We start from the raw sequence: 21,100 nt of genomic DNA, 5'->3' as shown, positions 1-21,100 counted from the left end.
ATGGCCAAGGTCCTTACTGAGCTTCCCGTCGGCGAGCGCGTCGGCATCGCCTTCTCCGGGGGTCTCGACACCTCCGTCGCCGTCGCCTGGATGCGCGAGAAGGGTGCGATCCCCTGCACCTACACCGCCGACATCGGGCAGTACGACGAGCCGGACATCGACGGTGTCCCCGCCCGCGCGCTCGAGTACGGCGCCGAGATCTCCCGCGCCGTCGACTGCAAGCAGGCGCTCGTCGAGGAGGGTCTCGCGGCCATCGCGTGCGGTGCGTTCCACATCCGCACCGGCGGCCGCACGTACTTCAACACGACCCCCATCGGCCGTGCGGTCACGGGCACGCTGCTCGTCCGCGCCATGGCCGAGGACGAGGTCTTCATCTGGGGCGACGGCTCGACCTTCAAGGGCAACGACATCGAGCGGTTCTACCGCTACGGCCTGCTGGCCAACCCGGCCCTGCGCATCTACAAGCCGTGGCTCGACGCCGACTTCGTCGCCGAGCTGGGCGGCCGCGCCGAGATGAGCCAGTGGCTCACCGAGCGCGACCTGCCCTACCGCGACTCCAAGGAGAAGGCCTACTCCACCGACGCCAACATCTGGGGCGCGACCCACGAGGCCAAGACGCTCGAGCACCTCGACGTCGGCCTCGAGACGGTCGAGCCGATCATGGGCGTCAAGTTCTGGGACCCGAGCGTCCGGATCGACTCCGAGGACGTGACGATCGCCTTCGAGAACGGCCGCCCCGTCGCCATCAACGGACGCCGGTTCGAGGGCCCGAACGGCGCCGTCGAGCTCGTCATGGAGGCGAACGCGATCGGCGGCCGGCACGGCCTCGGCATGAGCGACCAGATCGAGAACCGGATCATCGAGGCGAAGTCGCGCGGCATCTACGAGGCGCCCGGCATGGCGCTGCTGTGGATCGCCTACGAGCGCCTCGTCAACGCCATCCACAACGAGGACACGGTCGCGAGCTACCACAACGAGGGGCGCCGGCTCGGCCGCCTGCTCTACGAGGGCCGCTGGCTCGACCCCCAGTCGCTCATGATCCGCGAGTCGATCCAGCGGTGGATCTCCTCTCTCGTCACGGGCCAGGTGACGTTGCGGCTGCGGCGCGGGGAGGACTACTCGATCGTCGACACGCGCGGCGACAACTTCTCCTACCACCCGGACAAGCTCTCGATGGAGCGCACCGAGAACGCCGCCTTCGGCCCGACGGACCGGATCGGTCAGCTCACGATGCGCAACCTCGACATCGCCGACTCGCGCAGCAAGCTCGAGCTCTACGCCGCCCAGCCGCTCGACCAGGGTCAGGTGCTCGTCGAGCACGGCACGCTGTTCGGCGGCCTTCCCGCCGGTGGCGCCGCCACGATCACGTCCGGCTCGCGCGGCGACGACGCCGAGGAGGCCGCGCTCGAGTCGGCGTCGTTCGACTTCGGCGCCGACTGAGCCGACCGATCGGCTCACCGGCTCCGGGCGCCCCGACACGGGACCGCCCGGAGCCAAGGCACACACCCCGGACGGCTAGCGCCCGGTGAGCCAGAGCGTCATCGCGCGCCGGAACGCCTCGGGCTGCTCGACCCAGGGGTAGTGGCCGCAGTCCTCGAGCTGCACCAGCTCGGCCCCGAGCGCCGCGGCGAACGCGCGGACGGGCGCCACCCCGCTGAGGATGTCCTCGTCACCACCCACGACGAGCGTCGGCGGCCGGGTCGCCCGCAGGATGCGGTCGGCGGCATCGGCGGGTACCCCGCGGAACCACGAGCGCGCTGCCGCCAACGTCATCGCGCCGCGCGCGGCGTGCCGGCGCTGCTCGGTCCCCCAGCGCGCGTAACCCAGTGGCGACTCCACCTCGACGGCGCGCCGGAACGCCTCCTCGTCGATCGGCTCGCACTCCGCCGAGGCGAGGGCGGCCGCCACCTCGGGCTCCGCCCGTCGGCTCGCGATCTCGACGCCGTCGTGCGGCACACCCGTGAGCCACGCCGCCGCGGGAGTCACGAGCGCGAGCGAGCGCACGCGTTCCGGGAACCGGACGGCCATCGCGAGCGCCAGCCGCGTGCCGGCGGAGTGCGCGACCACGTCGGCGGCGTCGATCCCGAGCCGGTCGGCGACGGCGACGGCGTCGGCCGCGTCCGCCCACCACCCTCGCGACAGCCCTCCCGTGGCGGGCGTGCCCCGCACGTGCAGGATCGCGAGCCGCCGGCTCCCCGCGGCCCCGGCCAGGTCGCCGACGTACGAGGGATCGCGGCACGGGCCGCCCGGCAGGACGAGCACGGGGTCACCGGCATCGAGACCCGCGCCGATCAGCTCGAACCCGATCGGCACCCCGTCGTCCGACTCGATGAAGTCCACCGACGGACCCTATCGGCCCCGGGCCGAGCGGCCCGCGCGGCCGGTCAGCCGAGAGGCCGTCCGCTCTCTGCGGATACGCGTCACGGCGGCCCACCCGAGGACGGCGCGTCGAGCAAGACACGCCGGGCGGACGGCGACCGGAGGGACGCCCGACCGCAGAGAGCGGACGGCACCGGCCGCACCGCACCACCACCGGCCAGCACCACCACCGCCACCCGGCCGCACCGGCCCGCGTCGCGGGCTCAGCCGAGCTCGACCCGCCGACCGTCGGCGCTCTCGACCACGAGCGTGAGCGTCGGCTCGTCGCCCGCCGCGACCGCGAGGTCGACCCCGAGGACGCCGTACGCCGCCTCGATCGCCGCCGGGTCGGGGTGCGTCACCCGCAGCTCGACCAGCTCGAGCGTCGGCAGGTCGGCGAGGCCGGGGTGCGGTGTCGTGCCCCAGTCGATGAGGAACGGGATGACGCGCTCCGGCGTCCGGTTCGGCCCCGACGTGATGCGCCACTCCAACAGGTCACCCGCGGGCGTCCGCCGGGACAGCGGCTGCACCTCCCCCAGGACGATCCCGGCCGCCGCGGCGGCGGCCGCGGTCGCATCGATGTCGTCCGGGTGGATCGCGAACGTGCGGACGCCCGGTCCGGTCAGGCCGGCGATCCCGAACGTCGCGACCTCGGACGCCGCGACGCCGCGCGCCGGGTCCGGCCCGATGATCTCGAGGTAGTGCGGCACGCGCTGCCCATCGACCGTGAACGCGACGAGGTGGTTCGCCGTCCCGGTCGGGTGCTGACCGCCGGGGGCACCGCGCACGCCCGTGAGCCGTTCGACGTGGTCCACCGCCTCCGCGAGGTCGGGTCCGGCGAGGACGACGTGGTCGAGCGTTGACGGGAACTGGGACATCGGGGCTCCTCCGGGGATGGGTTCGTGCTCGGCTGGCGGGTGGTCGTGCTCGGCGTCACTCGGTCGGGAACGTTGGCCACGGTGCCAGCGGCACGAGGTCGCCGACGCGGACGGGCTCGCCCGCCGCCCGGAACTCGGCCCACGCCGCGGCCCGCAGGTCGTCGTCGACCAGCACGTCCGCCGCGGTGAGCGCGAGCGCCGTCGCCGAGTCGAGGATCGCCCGCCGCCCGTCCGGGGTGAGCGTGGAGTCCGCGCGCTCGCGCGAGTGGCCGGGGATGTCCGGGGCGCCGATCGCGACGATCGGCTGGATCGTCGGCAGGAGCTGACTCACGTTGCCGACATCGGTCGACCCGGCGGGCTGCCCGGTGTCCTCGACGGCGACGACGACGGACCGGCGCGGCGCCGAGCGCTCCGAGAAGCGCTCGGCCAGCACACGGTTGAGCCGGTGCGGCAGGTAGATCGGCTCGGTGTCCCAGGCCACGTCGACCTCGACGTCGGCCGCGAGCGCCGCCCCGCGGAAGGCGTTCTCGACGCGGCGGGACAGCGCGAGCAGCGAGTCGACCGACCGCGAGCGGAGGAAGAACTCCAGCACGGCGCGCTCGGGCACGATGTTCGGTCGCGTCCCCGCCTCGAGGAAGACGCCGTGGACGCGGTCGGTGTCGACGATGTGCTGACGCAGCTGGGCGATCGCCTGGTAGGCGGTGACGGCGGCGTCGAGGGCGTTGCGGCCGAGGTGCGGGTTGGCGGCCGCGTGCGCGGTCGCTCCGGTGAACGTGGCGACGACCTGGCGCTTGGCGTTCGCGACGACGGCGGCCGCGTCGACCGCGCCGGGGTGGATCATGACGGAGGCGTCGAACCCGTCGAACGCGCCCGCCTGGATGAGCAGCTCCTTGCCGCCGCCGCCCTCCTCGGCCGGCGTGCCGAGCAGCGTGACGCCGCCGGGCAGCCGGCCGTCCGCGACCAGGGGCGCGAGCGCGAGGAAGGCGCCGATCGACGACGCGGCGATGACGTTGTGACCGCAGCCGTGACCGACGCCGGGAAGCGCGTCGTACTCGGCCGTCACGACGACCTGCGGTCCCTGGCTGGAGCCGATCCGCGAGCGGAAGGCGGTCGGGATGCCGCCGACCCCGGTCTCCAGGTCGAGACCGTGGCGCGCGAGCAGGTCACCGATCGCGCGGACGCTGCGGAACTCGCGGAACCCGACCTCGGGGTGGGCGTGGAGGTCGCGGGAGAAGGCATCCAGCTCGTCCGCGACCGCCGCGACGGCCGTCGTCACCGCCTGCTCGATCCAGTCGTTCGTGGTCATCCCTCGACGCTAGGACGGCGAGGTCGGCGACGACGCGCGTCGCCCACCCGTCTCAGCAGGCGGGACGCGGCCAGCGTCAGCCGAGCCGCACCCGCAGCCAGTCGAGGCACACCTCGCCCTGCGCCCGCTGGAACGCGCGGACGTGCGGGATGCCCGGGGGCGGCGGCTGCAGCGAGCTGTGGACGAAGTATCCGGCGATCGCCACGACGAACGCCGTCACGGCGTCGGGGTCGGCGGCGCGGCCGACGGGATGCGCGGCCAGCATCTCCTCCGGCTCGGGGCCGCCCTCGAGACGCAGCGCCGGCAGCCACCCGACGAGGTCGCAGAACGCGGCCCCGCGCCGCGCGTGCGGCCAGTCGACCACGAGGGCCGGCGACCCGTCGTCGGGGACGAGAACGTTGTCCCCGCGCAGGTCGTTGTGCACCAGCCGGTCCCCGCGCACGGCATCCGGCGCGGTCGCCTCGATCGCCGCCAACGCCTCCAGGTTCGCCGTCGCCCACGGGTCGTACGAGGCGAGGCCCGGGTCGGGCGCGGCCGCGAGCGATCCCCAGCCGTCGTACACCCCGTCGGCGTAGTCGACGAGCAGGGCGGGGGCCGGCGCCTCGGCGACCCGGGTGACGAGCCGGCCGACCGCCGCCAGCTCCTCGGGACGCCAGGGCACGCGCGGGTTCCGGCCGGCGACGGCGTCGAACGCCAGCGCGACCCACTCCAGGCCGTCGGCGTCCACGACCTCGAGCGACCAGCGCAGCCGCGGGGTCGGCACGTCGTCCGACAGCGCGGCCGCCACCTCCGCCTCGCGCCGGTGGAACCGGACCGAGTCGGGGTTGCGGGTGTCCGCCGCCTTGACGAAGACGCGGTCACCCTCGGCCGTCGTCAGGGTGAGCGCCGGCCCCGGCGAGTAGCCGGCGTCGTGGCTCTCCCACGTCGCGACGACGGCGCCGAGCCGTCCCTCGACGGCCCGGCGCAGCTCCCCCGGCAGGTCGGGCCAGGTCGGGCGTCGTCGGCTCACGGGACGTCCATCGTCAGGACACGTTCGTCGTCAGGGGACGACGTTGACGAGCCGCGGCGCGCGGACGATGACCTTGCGGGGCTCGGCGCCCTGGAGCGTGCGCTGGACGCCCGGGGTGGCCAGCGCGAGCGCGGTCAGCTCCTCCTCCGAGACGTCGGCCGGGACCTCGATCCGGTCGCGGACCTTGCCCTGCACCTGGACGATGCACGTCACGGTCTCCTCGACCAGCAGCTCCGGGTCGGCGACCGGGAACGCCTCGTACGCCAGCGAGCGCGGGTGGCCGAGGCGGTTCCACAGCTCCTCGGCGACGTGCGGCGCGACCGGCGCGACCATGAGCACGAGCGCCTCCGCCGCGGCCCGCGGCGTGGCGGGCAGCGTCGTCAGGTGGTTGTTGAACGCGATGAGCTTGGCGATCGCCGTGTTCGGGCGCATCGCCGCGTACTCCTCCGTCGTGTCCGCGATCGTGCGGGCCAGCAGGCGGGCCGTCTCCTCGTCGAGGTCGGAGTCGACGACGACCAGCTCGCCCGTCTCCTCGTCGACGACGTTGCGCCACAGCCGCTGCAGGAAGCGCTGGGCGCCGACGACGGCGCGGGTCTCCCACGCGCGGGACTGGTCCAGCGGCCCCATCGACATCTCGTACACGCGGAACGTGTCGGCGCCGTAGGCGGAGTACATCTCGTCGGGCGTCACCATGTTCTTGAGGGACTTGCCCATCTTCCCGTACTCGCGGGTGACGGGCTCGCCGTTCCAGGTGAACGTCGCCTCGCCGCCGGAGCCGGGCGCAGCCGGGTGCTCGACGACCTCCTCGGCCGGGACGTACACCCCGCGCGGGTCGGTGTAGGCGTAGGCCTGGATGTAGCCCTGGTTGAACAGCTTGTGGAACGGCTCCCGGCTGCTCACGTGGCCCAGGTCGAACAGGACCTTGTGCCAGAACCGCGAGTACAGCAGGTGCAGCACCGCGTGCTCGACGCCCCCGACGTACAGGTCGACCCCGCCCGTCGCGCGCCGGCCGGGCGCCGGGTGCTCGCGCTGCGGACCCAACCAGTAGCGCTCCAGCTCGGGGTCGACGGCGTACTCGGTGCTGTGCGGGTCGAGGTAGCGCAGGTAGTACCAGCACGAGCCGGCCCAGTTGGGCATGGTGTTCGTGTCGCGGTGGTAGGTCTTCTCGCCCTCGCCCAGGTCGAGCGTCACCTCGACCCAGTCCGTGGCCCGCGACAGCGGCGAGGACGGGGAGCTCTCGGCGTCGTCGATCTCGAACGTGCGCGGCGAGAAGTCCGCGACCTCGGGCAGCGCGACGGGCAGCATCGACTCGGGCAGGGCGACGACGCGCCCGTCCTCGTCGTACACGACCGGGAAGGGCTCGCCCCAGTAGCGCTGACGGCTGAACAGCCAGTCGCGCAGGCGGTACGTCGTGGTGCCCCGACCCAGCCCCCGGCCCTCCAGCCACGCGATGATCGCGGCCTTGGCCTCGGCGACGGGCAGCCCGTCGAGGGAGATCTCGTCGTTGGCGGAGTTGACGGCCACGCCGTCGCCCGTCCACGCGGCCGTCGCCAGGCCGTCCGGCGAGCCCGTCACGACCTCGCGGATCGGCAGCCCGAAGGCGGTGGCGAAGGCGTAGTCGCGGTCGTCGTGCCCCGGGACAGCCATGATCGCGCCCGTTCCGTAGCCCCACAGGACGTAGTCGGCGACGAAGACCGGCAGCTCCTCGCCGTTGACCGGGTTGATCGCGGTGACGCCGGTGAACACACCGGTCTTCGCGCCCGCGTCGGCCTGGCGCTCCTCGGCCGTCTTGGCGATGGCCGACGCGACGTAGGCGCGCACCTGCGCCACCGTGTCCGGCGCGCCGTCCGGGTCGGCCAGGACCTGCTCGACGAGCGGGTGCTCCGGGGCCACGACCATGTAGGTCGCGCCGAACAGCGTGTCCGGCCGCGTCGTGAAGACGGTGAGCGAGTCGACGCCGCCCGTCGTCCCGCCGGCGGTCTGCGTGCCGGCGGCCGGGATGGCGAAGTCGACGTGCGCGCCGGCCGAGCGACCGATCCAGTTGCGCTGCATCGACTTGACCTTCTCGGGCCAGTCGAGGTCGTCCAGGTCGTCGACCAGGCGGTCGGCGTACGCCGTGATCCGCATGACCCACTGACGCAGGTTCCGCTTGAAGACGGGGAAGTTGCCGCGCTCGGAGCGGCCGTCGGCGGTGACCTCCTCGTTCGCCAGCACCGTGCCCAGCCCGGGGCACCAGTTGACGGGGACGTCGGCGACGAACGCCAGCCGGTAGTCGGCCAGCACCTCCTCGCGCTGCAGCGGCGTGAGGTCGGCCCACGCCCGGCCGGCGTACGGCTCGGGCAGCTCGCGCTCGCCCGAGGCGAACCGCGCGACCAGCTCGGCGATCGGACGGGCCGCACCGCGCTCGCCGTCCGGTGCCGTCGCCTCCGGGTCGAACCAGGAGGAGAAGATCTGCAGGAAGATCCACTGGGTCCAGCGGACGAACTCGGGGTCGGTCGTCGCGAACGAGCGGCGCGCGTCGTGCGCCAGGCCCAGCCGACGGAGCTGACGGCGCATGATCGAGATGTTCTGGTCGGTCGTGACCGCCGGGTGCTGACCGGTCTGGACCGCGTACTGCTCGGCCGGCAGCCCGAACGCGTCGTAGCCGAGGGCGTGCAGGACGTTCTTGCCGCGCATCCGCTCGAACCGGCCGGTCACGTCCGTGGCGATGTAGCCCAGCGGGTGCCCGACGTGCAGCCCCTTGCCCGAGGGGTAGGGGAACATGTCCATGACGAAGAACGTCTCCGCCGGGACGCTCGCGTCGCCGGTGTCGGCCGGCGCGAGGTCGCCCGTCGGGTTCGGCGCCTCGAAGGTCCCCTCGCTCTCCCAGACGTCCTGCCAGCGCAGCTCGATCTGCTCGGCGAGCCGTGGCGTGTAGCGGAACGGCGGGGTGTCGGTCGTGCTGGGCGCGGGGATGTCGGTCGTCATCACGGTTCCTTCGGGGAAGCTGCTGGGGGTTGCCCGTACCGGTGGCAAAGAAACGACCTCCGGGCCGGGTGGCAGGGAGGTCGGCCGCGCTGACAGGCTCGGCCGGTCGGCCGGGCGCCCGCTGAGGTCAGCGCGGCGGGCTAAGCAGCTCCAGGTGGGTCACCCGCCCAGCCTACTCCGACCGCCCGCCGTCCTCCGGGCCGTCCGGCGACACCCCCGCGGGGTCCTCGTCGACGGGCGGGTGGCTCCGCCTCAGCTCAGGTGGGTCGCGAGCTCTCCGCCCGCGCGCTCGATCCGGCTCGCCAGCTCCGGCACCGGCCGCGTGCCGAGGACGAGCTCGTCGGGCGTCGCGACGACGGTCGTCGGCAGCGTGAGCGCGCCGAGGTAGGACAGGAGCGGGCGCAGGGCGTGCTCGGTCACCAGCGTGTGGCGAGCCGTGCCGCTCGTTGCGGCGAGCACGGTCGGGATGCCGCGCAGCGAGCCGGCCTCGAGGAGGTCGAGGACGGTCTTGAGCACGCCGGCGTACGAGCCGCGGAACACCGGCGTCGCGACGACCAGCCCGTCCGCGGCCTCGATCGTCCGCATCGCGGCGTCCAGACGCGGCGTGCGCAGGCCGCCGAGCACCTCGTCGGTCGCGTCGCGGGCGATCTCGCGAACCTCCACGACGTCGACGTCGACCTCGTGGCCCTGCTCCCGCAGCCGGCGCGCCGCCTCGGTGAGCACGAGGTCGACCAGCGTCGTCGTGCTCGACGGCTCACCGACGCCGCCGGAGAGCCCGACCAGCCGGAGCGAGCGCGCGGGGGCGGGGCCGACGGCCGCGTCCCGCGCGGACCGGTCGGGCGATCCCGCGGGGACGGCCTCCGCGACCACGGCAGCGAGGCTGGCGGGCAGTCGACGGGGCGTCGGGTCGGCGGGGTGGTTCATGATGCGTCCCTCTTGAAGGTCTGGTGGTCGCCGGCACCGGCCAGCTCGGCGTGTGCCCGCAGCCGGGCGACCAGGTCGGTCAGCAGCGCGAGCTCGTCGACGGACAGCGGCGCGAGCGCCGCCTGGATCGAGCGGACGTGGCGCCGCCCGACGGCGCGCTGCGCGGCCCGCCCGGCCTCGGTGAGGCAGACGAGCGTCCCGCGTCCGTCCCCCGGGGAGGACTCCCGGGCGACGAGCCCGCGGCCCTCGAGCCGCTCGACGAGCCGGCTCATGCTGGGCTGCGGCAGGTAGGTCGCCTCCGCGAGCGCCCCGAGCCGCAGCCCGCCGCAGGCGTCCGCGCCGCCGCTCTCGGCGAGCGCCCGCAGCACGTCGTACTCCCGGACGGACAGCTCACCGAAGTCGCCGGCGGCCTCGAAGTCGCGCAGCAGCACCGTCGAGGTCCGCAGCAGCTCGCGCCACGCCTCCTGGGCGACGCGGACGGGCGGCAGTCCCGATCCCGGCCCGCTCGGCCGCGTCGGCCCGCTCGGCCGCGTCGGCTCCGTCATCGCTGCCCGACGACGTAGGCGTCGTCGACCAGGCCGGGGGTGTCGTGCTCGTTGCGCTCCTGCGCCGCGACGTCGTCCGAGACCGCCTCGCCGACGACGGACGCGGCGGCGTACCGCGCCGCCACGCGGGCGCCGTGCGTCGGGCCGCCCGGGACGTCCGCCGGCCGCATCGCGTCGAGCTCGCGACGCAGCACGGGCACGACCTCACCGCCGAGCAGGTCGAGCTGCTCGAGCACGGTCCGCAGCGGCAGGCCCGCGTGGTCGAGCAGGAAGAGCTGGCGCTGGTAGTCCCCGAAGGTCTCGCGGAACGTGAGCGTCTTGTCGATGACCTCCTGCGGCGAGCCGACCGTGAGCGGCGTCTGCGAGGTGAACTCCTCGAGGCTCGGGCCGTGCCCGTACACGGGGGCGTTGTCGAAGTAGGGCCGGAACTCGGCGACGGCGTCCTGCGAGCGCGGCCGGAGGAACACCTGCCCGCCGAGGCCGACGATCGCCTGGTCGGCGCGGCCGTGCCCGTAGTGCTCGTACCGCTCACGGTAGAGCCCGACGAGCCGGGCGAAGTGCTGGCGCGGCCAGAAGATGTGGTTGGCGAAGAAGCCGTCGCCGTAGAACGCGGCGAGCTCCGCGACCTGGGGCGTGCGGATCGAGCCGTGCCACACGAACGGCGCGACGCCGTCGAGGGGTCGCGGCGTCGAGGTGAACCCCTGCAGCGGGGCGCGGAACCGGCCCGACCAGGTGACCGTGTGCTCGTCCCAGAGGCGACGCAGCAGCTCGTAGTTCTCGATCGTGAGCGGCAGCGCGTTGCGACCGTCCTGGCCGAACCACGGGTAGACGGGCGGGGTGTTGCCGCGGCCCAGCATGAGGTCGACGCGGCCGTCGGCGAGGTGCTGGAGCATCGCGAACTCCTCGGCGATGCGCACGGGGTCGTTCGTGGTGATGAGCGTCGTCGACGTCGAGAGGATGATCCGCTCCGTCACGCCGGCCAGGTAGCCGAGCATCGCGGCGGGCGAGCTGGGCACGAAGGGCTCGTTGTGGTGCTCCCCCGTCGCGAACACGTCGAGGCCGACGTCCTCCGCGTGCTTGGCGATGGTCATCATCGCCTTGATCCGCTCGTGCTCGGTCGGGGTGCGACCGGTGGTGGGGTCGGCGGTGACGTCGCCGACGGTGAAGATGCCGAACTGCATGCCGGTCATCGTGACCTCCTGGGTGCGCCGGGATCGGCGCTGTCGTCTGTCCTCGTCAATTTACATGCATCTGCATGGACTAGTGAGGACAACGGCGACTCCGGGCGTCCTATTCCCGGTCCCGCGTCGCTCTCCCCGCGCGCGCCGGCGGCGGGACGAACCGCGGGATCCAGCGGCGGAACCCGACCGCGCCGGCGAGCCCGATGACGCCGACGAGTCCCACCGCGAGCGAGATGGAGCCCAGCGCCGTGACGGCCGAGACCATCGCCGGCGTGAGCGCTCCGCCCGCGGTCTGGAGGGTGCGCCACGACCCGAGGAACGGAGCCGGGTCCTCCCGCGGCGCCAGGTCGGCGCCGAGCGTCATGAGGCTGCCGCTGGACAGCCCGTTGCCGAGCCCGAGGACGATGCCGAGCGCGAGGAACCACCTTGGCGCGCCGGACACGTCGTGCGTCAGCGCCAGCGCGAGGAACCCGACGCCCATGAGGAGGCAGGCCGGCAGCGTCGCCCACAGCCGCCCGAACCGGTCCATCACCTGGCCGCTCGCGTAGAACAGGGCGAAGTCGACGGCGCCGGAGACACCGACGACGAGCGCGATCGACCCCGCGTCCATCCCCAGCGACACGCCCCACAGCGGCAGCACGATCTGGCGCGCCGAGCGGACGGCCGACAGCGCCGCGGCCGCGAGGCCGAGCCGGCTCAGGACGTCGCGGAAGTGCCACGTCGTGCGCCACACGCCGGGACGTGACCCGGCCCGCGCCGGCGATCCGGTGCCGTCAGCCGGCGCGACCGGGGCAACCGGCACGACCGGCCCGGACGCCGCCGGCACGACCTGCACGGGCACGGCGCGCTCGGGATCGGGCCCCAGCAGGACGAGCAGGACGACGCCAACGAGCAGCGCGGCGAACAGCCAGAGCGTCGCCGTGTCGGACCCGGTGAGCGCGAGCAGTCCGGCCGCGATGAACGGGCCGAGGAACAGCCCGAGCCGCCCCGTTCCGCCGAGCAGCGAGAGCGAGCGGGCGCGGAAGGAGAACGGGACGCGCAGCGTCATGAACGCGAGGCGCGCGACGCCGAAGGTCGCCGAGCTGAGCCCGACGAGGAGCGCCGAGGCCAGGAGCACCGGCACGCCGGGCGACCACGCCATGAGCAGAACGCCGACGAAGGCGACGGCAGCGGCGATCGCCATGCTCCACCGCTCGCCGATCCGCGTCACGGCGACCCCGGCCGGGATGCTCCCGATGAGCTCGCCGACCACGAGCATCGTGCCGACGAGGGCGGCCGTCGCGACGTCGGCGCCCAGCCGCGTCGCCAGGACGGGCAGCAGCGGCAGGACCGCGCCCTCGCCGATCGAGAACAGCAGCGTCGGACCGTAGATCATCGGGGCCAGCCGGCCGACGACGGACGCGGCGCCGAGGCCGTCGCTCGCCGCCGTCGCCCGTTCTCCCACGGACCCACCGTAGAGGCCACCGGGCCGACGAACCCGACCCGCCGGGAGGTCGCGTGCGGAACAATCGGGGGTGGGGAGGGCGTTGTCCCGACAGCGGCCACCCCGCGACCGATCCCTACTCAAGGAGGAACCGTGTCCGAGAAGAAGACCCCCGAGATCGTCGCCGCGAGCCTGCAGCAGGCCCTCGTCGACCTCATCGACCTCTCGCTCCAGGCGAAGCAGGCCCACTGGAACGTGTACGGCCCGCAGTTCCGCTCGGTTCACCTCCAGCTCGACGACGTCGTGGCCGAGCTGCGCGTGTGGTCCGACGACGTCGCGGAGCGTCTCGCAGCGCTCGGCGAGCACCCGGACGGTCGCGCGGCCACGGTCGCGTCCACCTCCGCCGTCGAGGCCTACGAGGCCGGCGCGGTCGCCGCCGACAAGGTCATCCAGCAGTTCGCCGAGCGCCTCACGGCGGCCGGCGAGCGGATCCAGGGCGAGCTGCCCGAGCTCGAGGCCGACCTGCCGTCGCAGGACCTGCTCACCGGGATCGCCTTCGGCCTGGAGAAGCAGGCCTGGATGTTCCGCGCCTCGCACTGAGGTCCACCGCTCGATCACGGGCCGGGTCGCGTCGGGAGCCGACGCGACCCGGCCCGTTCTCGTGCTCCTGCGATCAGCGGTTGGGCCAGGCCTCGACGGAGAGGTCCGCCGTCACGGGCTCGGTCGGGCGCACCGGGAACGCCTCCCACTCCCCCAGCGTCACCTGCCGGTCGCGCCCGAGCGTGATCTCCCGCAGCGCGAGCGGCACGTGGTTGGCGCGGTCGTAGGAGATGACCGTGACGTAGGCGTCCGCCTGGAGCGGACCGATCGGCACCGAGCCCTCCTTCGCTCCGCCGCTGGAGGCGCTGAGGTAGACGACGCCGAGCCCCTGCTGGGTCGGTCCGACCCGACGGTGCAGGTGGCCGCTGATCTCGAGCCCGACGCAGCCCGACTGCATGACGCGCGCCCCCGTGTAGGGGTCGTGGAGCAGGAGGATGTCGACCACGTCGTCGCCGTCCGCTGCGTCGTCGTCGGCCGCATCGGCGTCGGCTGCGTCGTCGTTGTCGTTGCCGTCCGCAGCGCGTCCGGCGTCCCCGGTCGCGTCGTCGCGGCCGCTCGGGCTGGCGTCCGGGGTCGCGTCCCGGCTGGCCTCCGGGCTGGCGGCGGTCCGCCCGACGGCGGCGCAGGCGGCATCGGTGACGACCTGGGCGGCCTCGCCGCGCGTGGCGTACTCGCGGTTGCCGAGCGTGACCGACGTCAGCCGCGAGTCGACGTTCCCGACGATCGTGAGGCCCTCGACCTCGATGACGCCGCCGTCCAGCACGCGCCAGCCGACCTTGGCCTCCTGGGCCGAGGTCTCGCTCGAGTCGTGGTTCCCGTCGGCGACGACCACGGGCACGTCGGCCGGCAGCCCCTTCGCGATCTGGTCGATGCAGATCGACTCGACGCTCGATCCGCCCAGCGTCGAGTCGCCGGCGTTGAGGATGACGTCGGCCTGCGACTGGCGCGCCAGCTCGCCGAAGACCGGGCCCATCCCCATGTTGCAGTGGTTGTCCGAGATGACGAGCAGCGTCACCGGGTCCGGCGGCAGGAGGTCGCGGGTCGGGGAGGGGCTCGGCGACGGGCTGGGGCTGGAGGTCGGGCTGGCGTCCTCCGTCGGGGTCTCCGTCGCGTCCTCGGTCGGACTCACGTCCGCCGTCGGACTCTCGGTCGCGTCCGGCGTCGGGGTCTCGCTCGCCGCGGGCTCCGGCACGACGGGCGCGAGCGGACGGCGCGGCGCGAGCGGCTCGGCGTCCTCCGCGTAGGCGGCGCGGACGTTCGTGGCGAGCTCGGCGTAGAACTCGTCGTTCTTCCGCAGCTCCTCGAGCGCGCGCTCGCCGTAGCTGTCGAGCAGCGCCGCGACCTGGCCGCTCACGCGCGCCTCGGCCAACGGCCCACCGAGCTCGGACAGGACGGCGGAGGGGCGTCCCGTCTCGGGGCGCGCGGTGAGCGCGGCGCTGAGCGGGACGGCAAGGACGGCCAGCGCCGTGGTGGCGGCGAGCGGGGCGACGCCGGCGCGACGCAGCTTCTCACGGACCTCGCGACGCAGCAGCCCGCCGGCCGCGAGCTGGCCGATCGCGACGGCGACGAGCAGGAGCGACCACACCAGCACCGTGCGACGGGCGGCGTCGTTCACGAGCGCGAGCGCCGCGTCCTCGATCCCCGCCCGCGGGTCGGCGAAGAACGCGGCGTAGGCGGCGACGTCGCCGCTGAGCGACTGGAGCGGGTTCTCGACCTCCGTGAGCGTGGCCGGGATCTCGCCGACGTCCACCTGGACGCCGAGCGGCCACGGTGCCGGCGAGGGGATCTCGAGCGATCCGAGCGGCCCGAGGTCCACCCGGATCACGTGGCTCACGTTCGTCGCGATGCGCGCCTCGTGCGGGCCGAGGCTCGTCGTCGCCGAGGCCGTGAAGACGCCGAGCAGCAGCGCGATCACGCCCGTGCAGCCGACGATGGTGAGCTGGCGCACCGTTCGACGCACCCACACGGGCGCGGCGTGCCACCAGGCGGGACCGCGCCGACGCGGCGACGCGGCAGGGGCGTCGGGCGGGGGCGTGGGGCCGGGCGAGGCGTCGGCGGTGGTGGAGCTGGGCACGTGTCCATTCTCACCCGGACGTCGACGCGACGCCCGGACGTCTCCGCGGGCAGGCGTCCCTTATCCTGGTGCCTCCGGCGTACCGACGGTGCGCCATCTCGTTGACCGTCCGGCCACGATCCGGACGACCGATCGACCGTCATGGATGGAGACGATGCGCGCTTCCAGCGCCGGCGACCATAGCGCCGACCTGCTGCCCGACCCCGACTCGGAGGGTGACAGTCCCACGACGTCGGCCTCGATGCCGACGCGGGCGGGTGAGCACGCGTGACCCAGGTTCTGCTCCTGCTGCTGGCGATGGTGCTCGTCGCCGCCTGCGGTGCGTTCGTCGCCGCCGAGTTCTCGTTCATCACCGTCGGGCGCGCCCAGGTGGAGTCCCTGGCGGACAGCGGCGACAAGGGCGCCCAGGGCGTCCTGGCCGCCCTGCGGACGCTGTCGACCCAGCTCTCCGGCGCCCAGGTGGGGATCACGGTCACCAACCTCGCGATCGGTTTCCTCGCGCGGCCGGCGATCGCCGATCTCATCTCACCGGCACTGACCGGCTGGGGGGTGGCCGACACGGCCGTCGACTCGGTCGCCGTGACGATCGGTCTGCTCACCGCGACGGTCGTCACGATGGTGTTCGGCGAGCTCGTGCCGAAGAACCTCGCGATCGCGCGCCCCATGGCAACGGCCAAGGCGGTCGCCCCGTTCCAGCGAGCGTTCACGAAGATCGTCGCGTGGCCGATCCGCGCGTTCAACGGCACGGCCAACGCCATCCTGCGGGCCGTCGGCATCGAGCCGCAGGAGGAGCTCGCCTCGGCGCGCAGCGCGGAGGAGCTGGGGGCGCTCGTCAAGCACTCCGCCGAGCAGGGGACGCTGGCCCTGGACACGGCGGAGCTCGTCGAGCGCTCGCTCGCGTTCGGCGACCGCCGCGCCTACGACGCGATGACGCCGCGCTCGCGGATGGTCGTGATGGACTCCGCCGACACCGTCGCGGAGCTGCTGGAGCGGGCCCGCACGTCGGGCCACTCGCGGTTTCCCGTCATCGACATCACCGAGGACGACGAGGGGCACACCCAGACCGACGTCCGCGGCATCGCGCACGTGCGCTCGGCGCTCACCGTTCCCTACGACCAGCGCGCGACCGCGCTGATCGGGCCGCTGGTCAAGCCGGCCATCGTCTGCCCCGACTCGCTCCCGCTGGACGAGCTGCTCGACGACCTGCGCGCCGGCGGCATGCAGATGGCGATCCTCATCAACGAGTTCGACTCGATCGAGGGACTCGTGACGCTCGAGGACCTGGTCGAGGAGATCGTCGGGGAGGTGCGCGACGAGCACGACGACGACGAACCGGCGCCGGTCCCCGACCCCGACGACGGGAGCTGGACGCTGTCCGGGCTCCTGCGGACGGACGAGGCGACCGAGATCCTGGACGTCGCCGTTCCCGACGACGAGGCGTGGGACACCCTCGGCGGGCTCGTCGTCACCCAGCTCGAGCGGTTCGCCAAGATCGGCGACGTCGTCGAGATCGCCACGGCCCACGTGCCCGGTGTCGGACCCAAGGTGCTGCGGTTCGAGGTGCTGGAGCTCGACGGCCGCCGGGTCGAGCAGCTCAAGGTGAGCGTGCTCGACCACGAGACGCCCGACGCATCCACCGACGACGACACCGACTCCGACGCGAGCACCTCCGCCACGAACGAGGAGGCCGTCGATGAGTGACCTCGCGGGCATCCTGCTCACCCTTCTGCTGCTCGTGCTCAACGCCTTCTTCGTCGGGGCCGAGTTCGCGCTCATCTCCGCGCGCCGGACGAAGATCGAGCCGCGCGCGGCCGACGGCAACCCCGTCGCCCGGATCACGCTCTACGGCATGAAGCACGTGTCGATGATGATGGCGGGCGCGCAGCTCGGCATCACGATCTGCTCGCTGGCGCTCGGCTCGATCTCCGAGCCCGCCATCGCGCACCTGCTCGAGGCCCCGATGGACGCGCTGGGGATCCCAGCCGGGTGGCAGCACCCGGTGGCGCTGACCATCGCGCTGGCGCTCGTCACGTACCTGCACGTCGTGTTCGGCGAGATGGTCCCGAAGAACATCGCGCTCGCCGGTCCGGACCGGATGGCGATGGTGCTCACGCCGTTCCTCGTCCTCATCTCGTTCATCCTGTACCCGGTGCTGTGGGTGCTCAACGGGGTGGCGAACGTGTGCCTGCGACTCATCCGGGTGACCCCGAAGCAGGAGGTGACGAGCGCGTTCACGCGCGACGAGGTCGCCGAGCTGGTCGAGGAGTCGCACGAGGGCGGGCTGATCGAGCTGAACGACGAAAAGCTGCTCCTCGGGGCGCTCCAGTTCGTCGACCGGGACGTGCGCAGCGTGCTGCTGCCGTCGAGCCAGGTGACGACGCTGTCGGAGTCCGTCACGCCGGCCGAGGCCGAGGCGGCCGCGGCGATCGGCTACTCGCGCTTCCCCGTGACGAGCCGGTCCGGGATGCTCGTGGGGTACCTGCACGTCAAGGACATCATCGGGATCGACCCGGCGATCCGGGACGAGCCGATCGATCCGAGCCTCATCCGCCCGCTCCCCCACGTGCTCGCGACGGACTCGCTGCGCTCGGTGGTCCAGGCCATGCAGGCCTCGGGCTCGCACCTCGCCGCGGTGTACGAGGTCGCGACCGACGCGCTCCCGCTCGGTGTGGTCACGCTCGAGGACGTGCTGGAGGAGCTGGTCGGCGAGATCCGCGACGACTCCCGCCGCATGTTCGGGAGGCGCTGAGCGGATCATCCCCGCACTGCGCCTTCTCAGCGCTCGGACCTCGGTTCATGCGGAGCCGTCAGGCTCCTTCTGATCGGCGTCCCGTCGCCGAGGCTTTCGGCGTGCCAGCAGGGCTGTCGCCTCCTTCCCGAACACGGGATCGTCCCGCAGGGACTCCACCAGGTCACGCCCGCGATCCCCGCCAAGTCGCAGGATCGGGCGGACGAAGAACAGGCGGTTGTCGCCCTTCGCCTCGACCGACAGGAGTGAGATCAGGTCATCGACCTGGTCCTTGCCGGCACAGGCGGCCAGGGCCACCGCCGCTCCGGTCTCCTCGCCGACGTCACGCGACTCCAGAAAGCGCTGACGCAGCCTTGTCCAGTACTTCACGGACGATTTGACGGCAAGAGCGCGACCAAGACGTTCCATGATCCGTTCGGGATAACCACCCCGCTCAAGATGCTCCATGAGCACCGGAAGCGCATCCGGATACGACTCAGAAGTGTTCACCACATCCCACACGGACTCCACGACAATGCCGACGGCACTCAGATCCTGGACGATGGGTTGCTCAGCAACCCCTAGAAGTCGTGCCCTCTCCTGCCGAACGGCCTCGGCCTCGCGAAAGCGGCGTTGATACTCGGGGTCTTTCGCCAGTTGCGCCATCAGCTCGGTCGCAGTGATCGGACCCTGTCGCTTCGACGAGCTCATGGAACTCCACCCCCGGTCATGCGCATGATACGACCCGAATCTGGGGCCACCTGGGATCCCCCCTTGTCGGCATGCTAGTTGACCGCCTTGATGACGAAGTCTCTGGGTGACGCCTCCACCAGAAACTCCGCGAGGTCTAGGCGAACGAGGACCTGGTGGTACGCCATCCACCCGTCGCCGAACCACTCCGGACTCGCCACGAGCGGCATGTCGTCACATTCTCTCGGCAGACGCAGAGGGGGCAGCTCCTCATAATGAAGCGGCATCCAGCGCCACACACCGCAGGTAGGACACGTCGCCCCGGCCCGCTTGTGGCGTCTCACAGTGCACGCCGCCAACTCATCAGGATCAAACCACGGCGCCACGGTAACGGGAGACTCGAGCTGAAAAGCGTCGCCGGGCGACTTCGCCGGCCAGGCAACCGGACGGAGCCCCACGCCGAAGCGCTCAGCCACCTCAAGAGCAACCGACCTCTCAGCACATAGAACATCGTACAACCCATAGGGAACCCATGCCCCACTGACCGTCAGATTCCTCCTTAGCAACATCACCGAACCAACCTGGGAAATCTGCGGAACCCCACACGCGCGACACCAACCATCCTCTCCATACATCGGACTCAAGTCCACCAGGTTCCCCGGCCACGGCCACCCACGATTGCGCTTCAGATTCAACCAGACCGGCCTATTCATGACATCCGATCGCAGTCATGACGGACCTCGGTTCGGAAAATGAACGGACTGTCGAAGATGTCATCATCCGTCTCCCGCGCCTTGCATGTGGCCGCCGCGATCAGGTGTCTACGTCCATTCGAGACCAGGACGAAGACGTCGTCAACACTCCGGTCCCCCAGAGCCCTGCGGACGTTCCGACGATCCCTACCCCTACCGCGTTCCAGTCTGATGCCACGGAGAAATCTAGGAGCCGAGAGGTAGACAACGCCAACGAACTCGAGATCTATGTTCTTGGAGCGGCCGGACCCCTTGGGACTTCGGATCAGCAGCGAGCCATGGCTGACGCGGTACTCCCAGAGCTGGAACTCACGATCAGAATACTCAGCTATCATTTGACTGGATCAGAGCTCCATATCTGGGAAGTTTCCGACATGCCGACCGGCTCATACCGCCCTCCTAGGGTCTCAGCCGGACACCGGATCGATATCACGCCACCATGCGGCGTCCCGCTCGGCAGTCTCGACCCGCTCGTAGGTTGCCAGCACGTGCAAGCACGAACCCTGATGGCAAGCGAACCCCGTGCTCGACAACGTAGTGCCGCAGACCTTCCGGCCAGACATAGGTGCCGTCACTCAGCTCGAGGGCGCCGTTGTCGCAGCCACAGATCCGACACGGCGAATAGCCCATGTAGGCCCGCGACACAAGACCACGGAGCAGGTAGTCAGCGACCTGTTCCCGCTCCTCTTCGTCCCAGTCATGGTCCACGAAACACTGCGGACCCGGCCAGTCTCCGGCACCGAGACCCGCCCAGTAGCCAATCAGGATCAGATCGGACCGATCCACCAGATCACCTCCCTCAGACCATGGGCTCCGAGTCGCAGACACACCGCGAGTCAGGGTACTGACGGTTCGTACTTCTTGAAGGAACACTCCTGCCCTATCGTATCCCCCAAGGTCCGAACGTGCTCCCGGGCCGTCACCCATGTCATTACGACCCCGCTCCGTGACATCTGATCCACACCCAAGAATCGGATGCCACGCAGCCACACCTTCTGCCATGACGACAATCATGCCGGCAGCCCGCGTTCGCCCGCGCCGTACCCGCCGCGCGACGTACACGATGATCCGGCCCATACGGGGGTCACGTCGTCTCGGAGTCGACGAAGTCGACCGGCACGAACTCCGTGCCGGAGGTCATTCCGGTAGCGAGCAGCTCCTCGACGAGGCTCTGGGTCAGGTACATCTGGTTTCGTGGCATCTGCGCGAGTCGGAACGCCTTGATGCCGCCCAGCTTGGAGAGATCGAAAGCAGGACGCTTCAACATCATGATCCGACCGGAGTCGAATCTGAGAAGATCAGATCTGTCCTCGTCGAGAACGCCGGACACGAGCGGCGGCGAGAACAGGGCCAGCCGAGCCGTCCAGCACTCGAGAGGAAGGATCTCCCCGTGGCCACGCAACACGTCTCCGACCACTTCGATCGCCTCGTCCCGCAACACAATGACGGCACCAGAGTTCCACGGAAGATCAGCCCGACGCACCGGTCGCCCATGATCATCCCGCGTCAGTAGATACATCGGGATGGGCCGCCACCCCGTACCCGCGAGCCCAGACCGGTCGAGGATATGCCAGTGGTCGCGAACATCTAGTGACTGCGCCCACTCGTAACCACCAGGAACGGAAGGGGCGAAGATCTGCCTACCACCACTCACCTGGCCCCCTT

17 protein-coding genes are annotated in these 21,100 nt (G+C 71.9%); 4 read left to right on the top strand and 13 right to left on the bottom strand.

The window, feature by feature from the left end:
* Positions 1–1,440, top strand: a complete 1,440-nt coding sequence (gene argG, locus EDD28_RS12940) for an argininosuccinate synthase (protein WP_123740210.1) — start codon at positions 1–3, stop codon at positions 1,438–1,440.
* A gap of 75 nt (positions 1,441–1,515) precedes the next feature.
* Here argG and EDD28_RS12935 read toward each other — a convergent pair whose 3' ends face one another.
* The 9 genes from EDD28_RS12935 to EDD28_RS12895 all read right to left on the bottom strand — a co-directional run bounded on the left by EDD28_RS12935 (position 1,516) and on the right by EDD28_RS12895 (position 12,543).
* A complete protein-coding gene (locus tag EDD28_RS12935) occupies positions 1,516–2,340 on the bottom strand; it encodes an alpha/beta fold hydrolase (protein WP_123740209.1) in 825 nt (274 codons plus the stop codon).
* Between the two features lie 242 nt (positions 2,341–2,582).
* Positions 2,583–3,236, bottom strand: a complete 654-nt coding sequence (locus tag EDD28_RS12930; RefSeq protein ID WP_123740208.1) for a VOC family protein — start codon at positions 3,234–3,236, stop codon at positions 2,583–2,585.
* A gap of 55 nt (positions 3,237–3,291) precedes the next feature.
* Positions 3,292–4,542 carry a M20 family metallopeptidase gene (locus tag EDD28_RS12925; RefSeq protein ID WP_123740207.1) on the bottom strand — a complete coding sequence of 417 codons (1,251 nt, stop codon included), beginning with the start codon at positions 4,540–4,542 and terminating at the stop codon, positions 3,292–3,294.
* 76 nt (positions 4,543–4,618) lie between these two features.
* Positions 4,619–5,551 carry a phosphotransferase family protein gene (locus EDD28_RS12920; RefSeq protein WP_123740206.1) on the bottom strand — a complete coding sequence of 311 codons (933 nt, stop codon included), beginning with the start codon at positions 5,549–5,551 and terminating at the stop codon, positions 4,619–4,621.
* A 30-nt stretch (positions 5,552–5,581) separates the two neighbouring features.
* The gene (leuS, locus tag EDD28_RS12915) at positions 5,582–8,518 is read right to left on the bottom strand and encodes a leucine--tRNA ligase (RefSeq protein WP_123740205.1); all 2,937 of its coding nucleotides are present in this window, start codon (positions 8,516–8,518) and stop codon (positions 5,582–5,584) included.
* 252 nt (positions 8,519–8,770) lie between these two features.
* A complete protein-coding gene (locus EDD28_RS12910; RefSeq protein WP_123740204.1) occupies positions 8,771–9,442 on the bottom strand; it encodes a CE1759 family FMN reductase in 672 nt (223 codons plus the stop codon).
* Entirely contained in the window at positions 9,439–9,987 is a 549-nt protein-coding gene (locus EDD28_RS12905) for a MarR family winged helix-turn-helix transcriptional regulator (RefSeq protein WP_123740203.1), read from the bottom strand. Before EDD28_RS12905 ends, EDD28_RS12910 begins: the two co-directional genes overlap by 4 nt.
* Positions 9,984–11,168, bottom strand: a complete 1,185-nt coding sequence (locus EDD28_RS12900) for a CE1758 family FMN-dependent luciferase-like monooxygenase (RefSeq protein WP_123740899.1) — start codon at positions 11,166–11,168, stop codon at positions 9,984–9,986. Before EDD28_RS12900 ends, EDD28_RS12905 begins: the two co-directional genes overlap by 4 nt.
* A 109-nt stretch (positions 11,169–11,277) precedes the next feature.
* Positions 11,278–12,543 (bottom strand): MFS transporter, encoded by a 1,266-nt coding sequence (locus EDD28_RS12895; protein ID WP_123740898.1) that lies wholly within the window; start codon positions 12,541–12,543, stop codon positions 11,278–11,280.
* Between the two features lie 201 nt (positions 12,544–12,744).
* Here EDD28_RS12895 and EDD28_RS12890 point away from each other — a divergent pair, with 201 nt between their 5' ends.
* Complete coding sequence (locus tag EDD28_RS12890) at positions 12,745–13,191, top strand: Dps family protein (protein WP_123740202.1); 447 nt, start codon at positions 12,745–12,747, stop codon at positions 13,189–13,191.
* Positions 13,192–13,264: 73 nt separating this feature from the next.
* On the opposite strand, the gene EDD28_RS12885 is transcribed toward EDD28_RS12890, so the two are convergent.
* The gene (locus EDD28_RS12885) at positions 13,265–15,265 is read right to left on the bottom strand and encodes a metallophosphoesterase family protein (RefSeq protein ID WP_123740201.1); all 2,001 of its coding nucleotides are present in this window, start codon (positions 15,263–15,265) and stop codon (positions 13,265–13,267) included.
* A 267-nt stretch (positions 15,266–15,532) separates the two neighbouring features.
* Between EDD28_RS12885 and EDD28_RS12880 the strand changes: the two genes are divergently transcribed.
* A complete protein-coding gene (locus EDD28_RS12880; RefSeq protein ID WP_170169490.1) occupies positions 15,533–16,966 on the top strand; it encodes a hemolysin family protein in 1,434 nt (477 codons plus the stop codon).
* Positions 16,959–18,014: a hemolysin family protein gene (locus EDD28_RS12875; protein ID WP_123740200.1), complete on the top strand. Its 1,056-nt coding sequence runs from the start codon at positions 16,959–16,961 to the stop codon at positions 18,012–18,014. Before EDD28_RS12880 ends, EDD28_RS12875 begins: the two co-directional genes overlap by 8 nt.
* Before the next feature lie 45 nt (positions 18,015–18,059).
* On the opposite strand, the gene EDD28_RS12870 is transcribed toward EDD28_RS12875, so the two are convergent.
* The 3 genes from EDD28_RS12870 to EDD28_RS12855 form a co-directional block, all read right to left on the bottom strand.
* Positions 18,060–18,704 (bottom strand): hypothetical protein, encoded by a 645-nt coding sequence (locus tag EDD28_RS12870; protein WP_123740199.1) that lies wholly within the window; start codon positions 18,702–18,704, stop codon positions 18,060–18,062.
* 74 nt (positions 18,705–18,778) lie between these two features.
* The gene (locus EDD28_RS18110; protein WP_281272567.1) at positions 18,779–18,913 is read right to left on the bottom strand and encodes a hypothetical protein; all 135 of its coding nucleotides are present in this window, start codon (positions 18,911–18,913) and stop codon (positions 18,779–18,781) included.
* Positions 18,914–20,519: 1,606 nt separating this feature from the next.
* Complete coding sequence (locus tag EDD28_RS12855; protein WP_148059622.1) at positions 20,520–20,918, bottom strand: hypothetical protein; 399 nt, start codon at positions 20,916–20,918, stop codon at positions 20,520–20,522.
* Positions 20,919–21,100 lie beyond the last annotated feature (182 nt).

This window comes from Salana multivorans, from assembly GCF_003751805.1.
Taxonomy (GTDB): Bacteria; Actinomycetota; Actinomycetes; order Actinomycetales; family Beutenbergiaceae; genus Salana; species Salana multivorans.
This window is presented reverse-complemented; position numbering and strand designations above follow the sequence as displayed.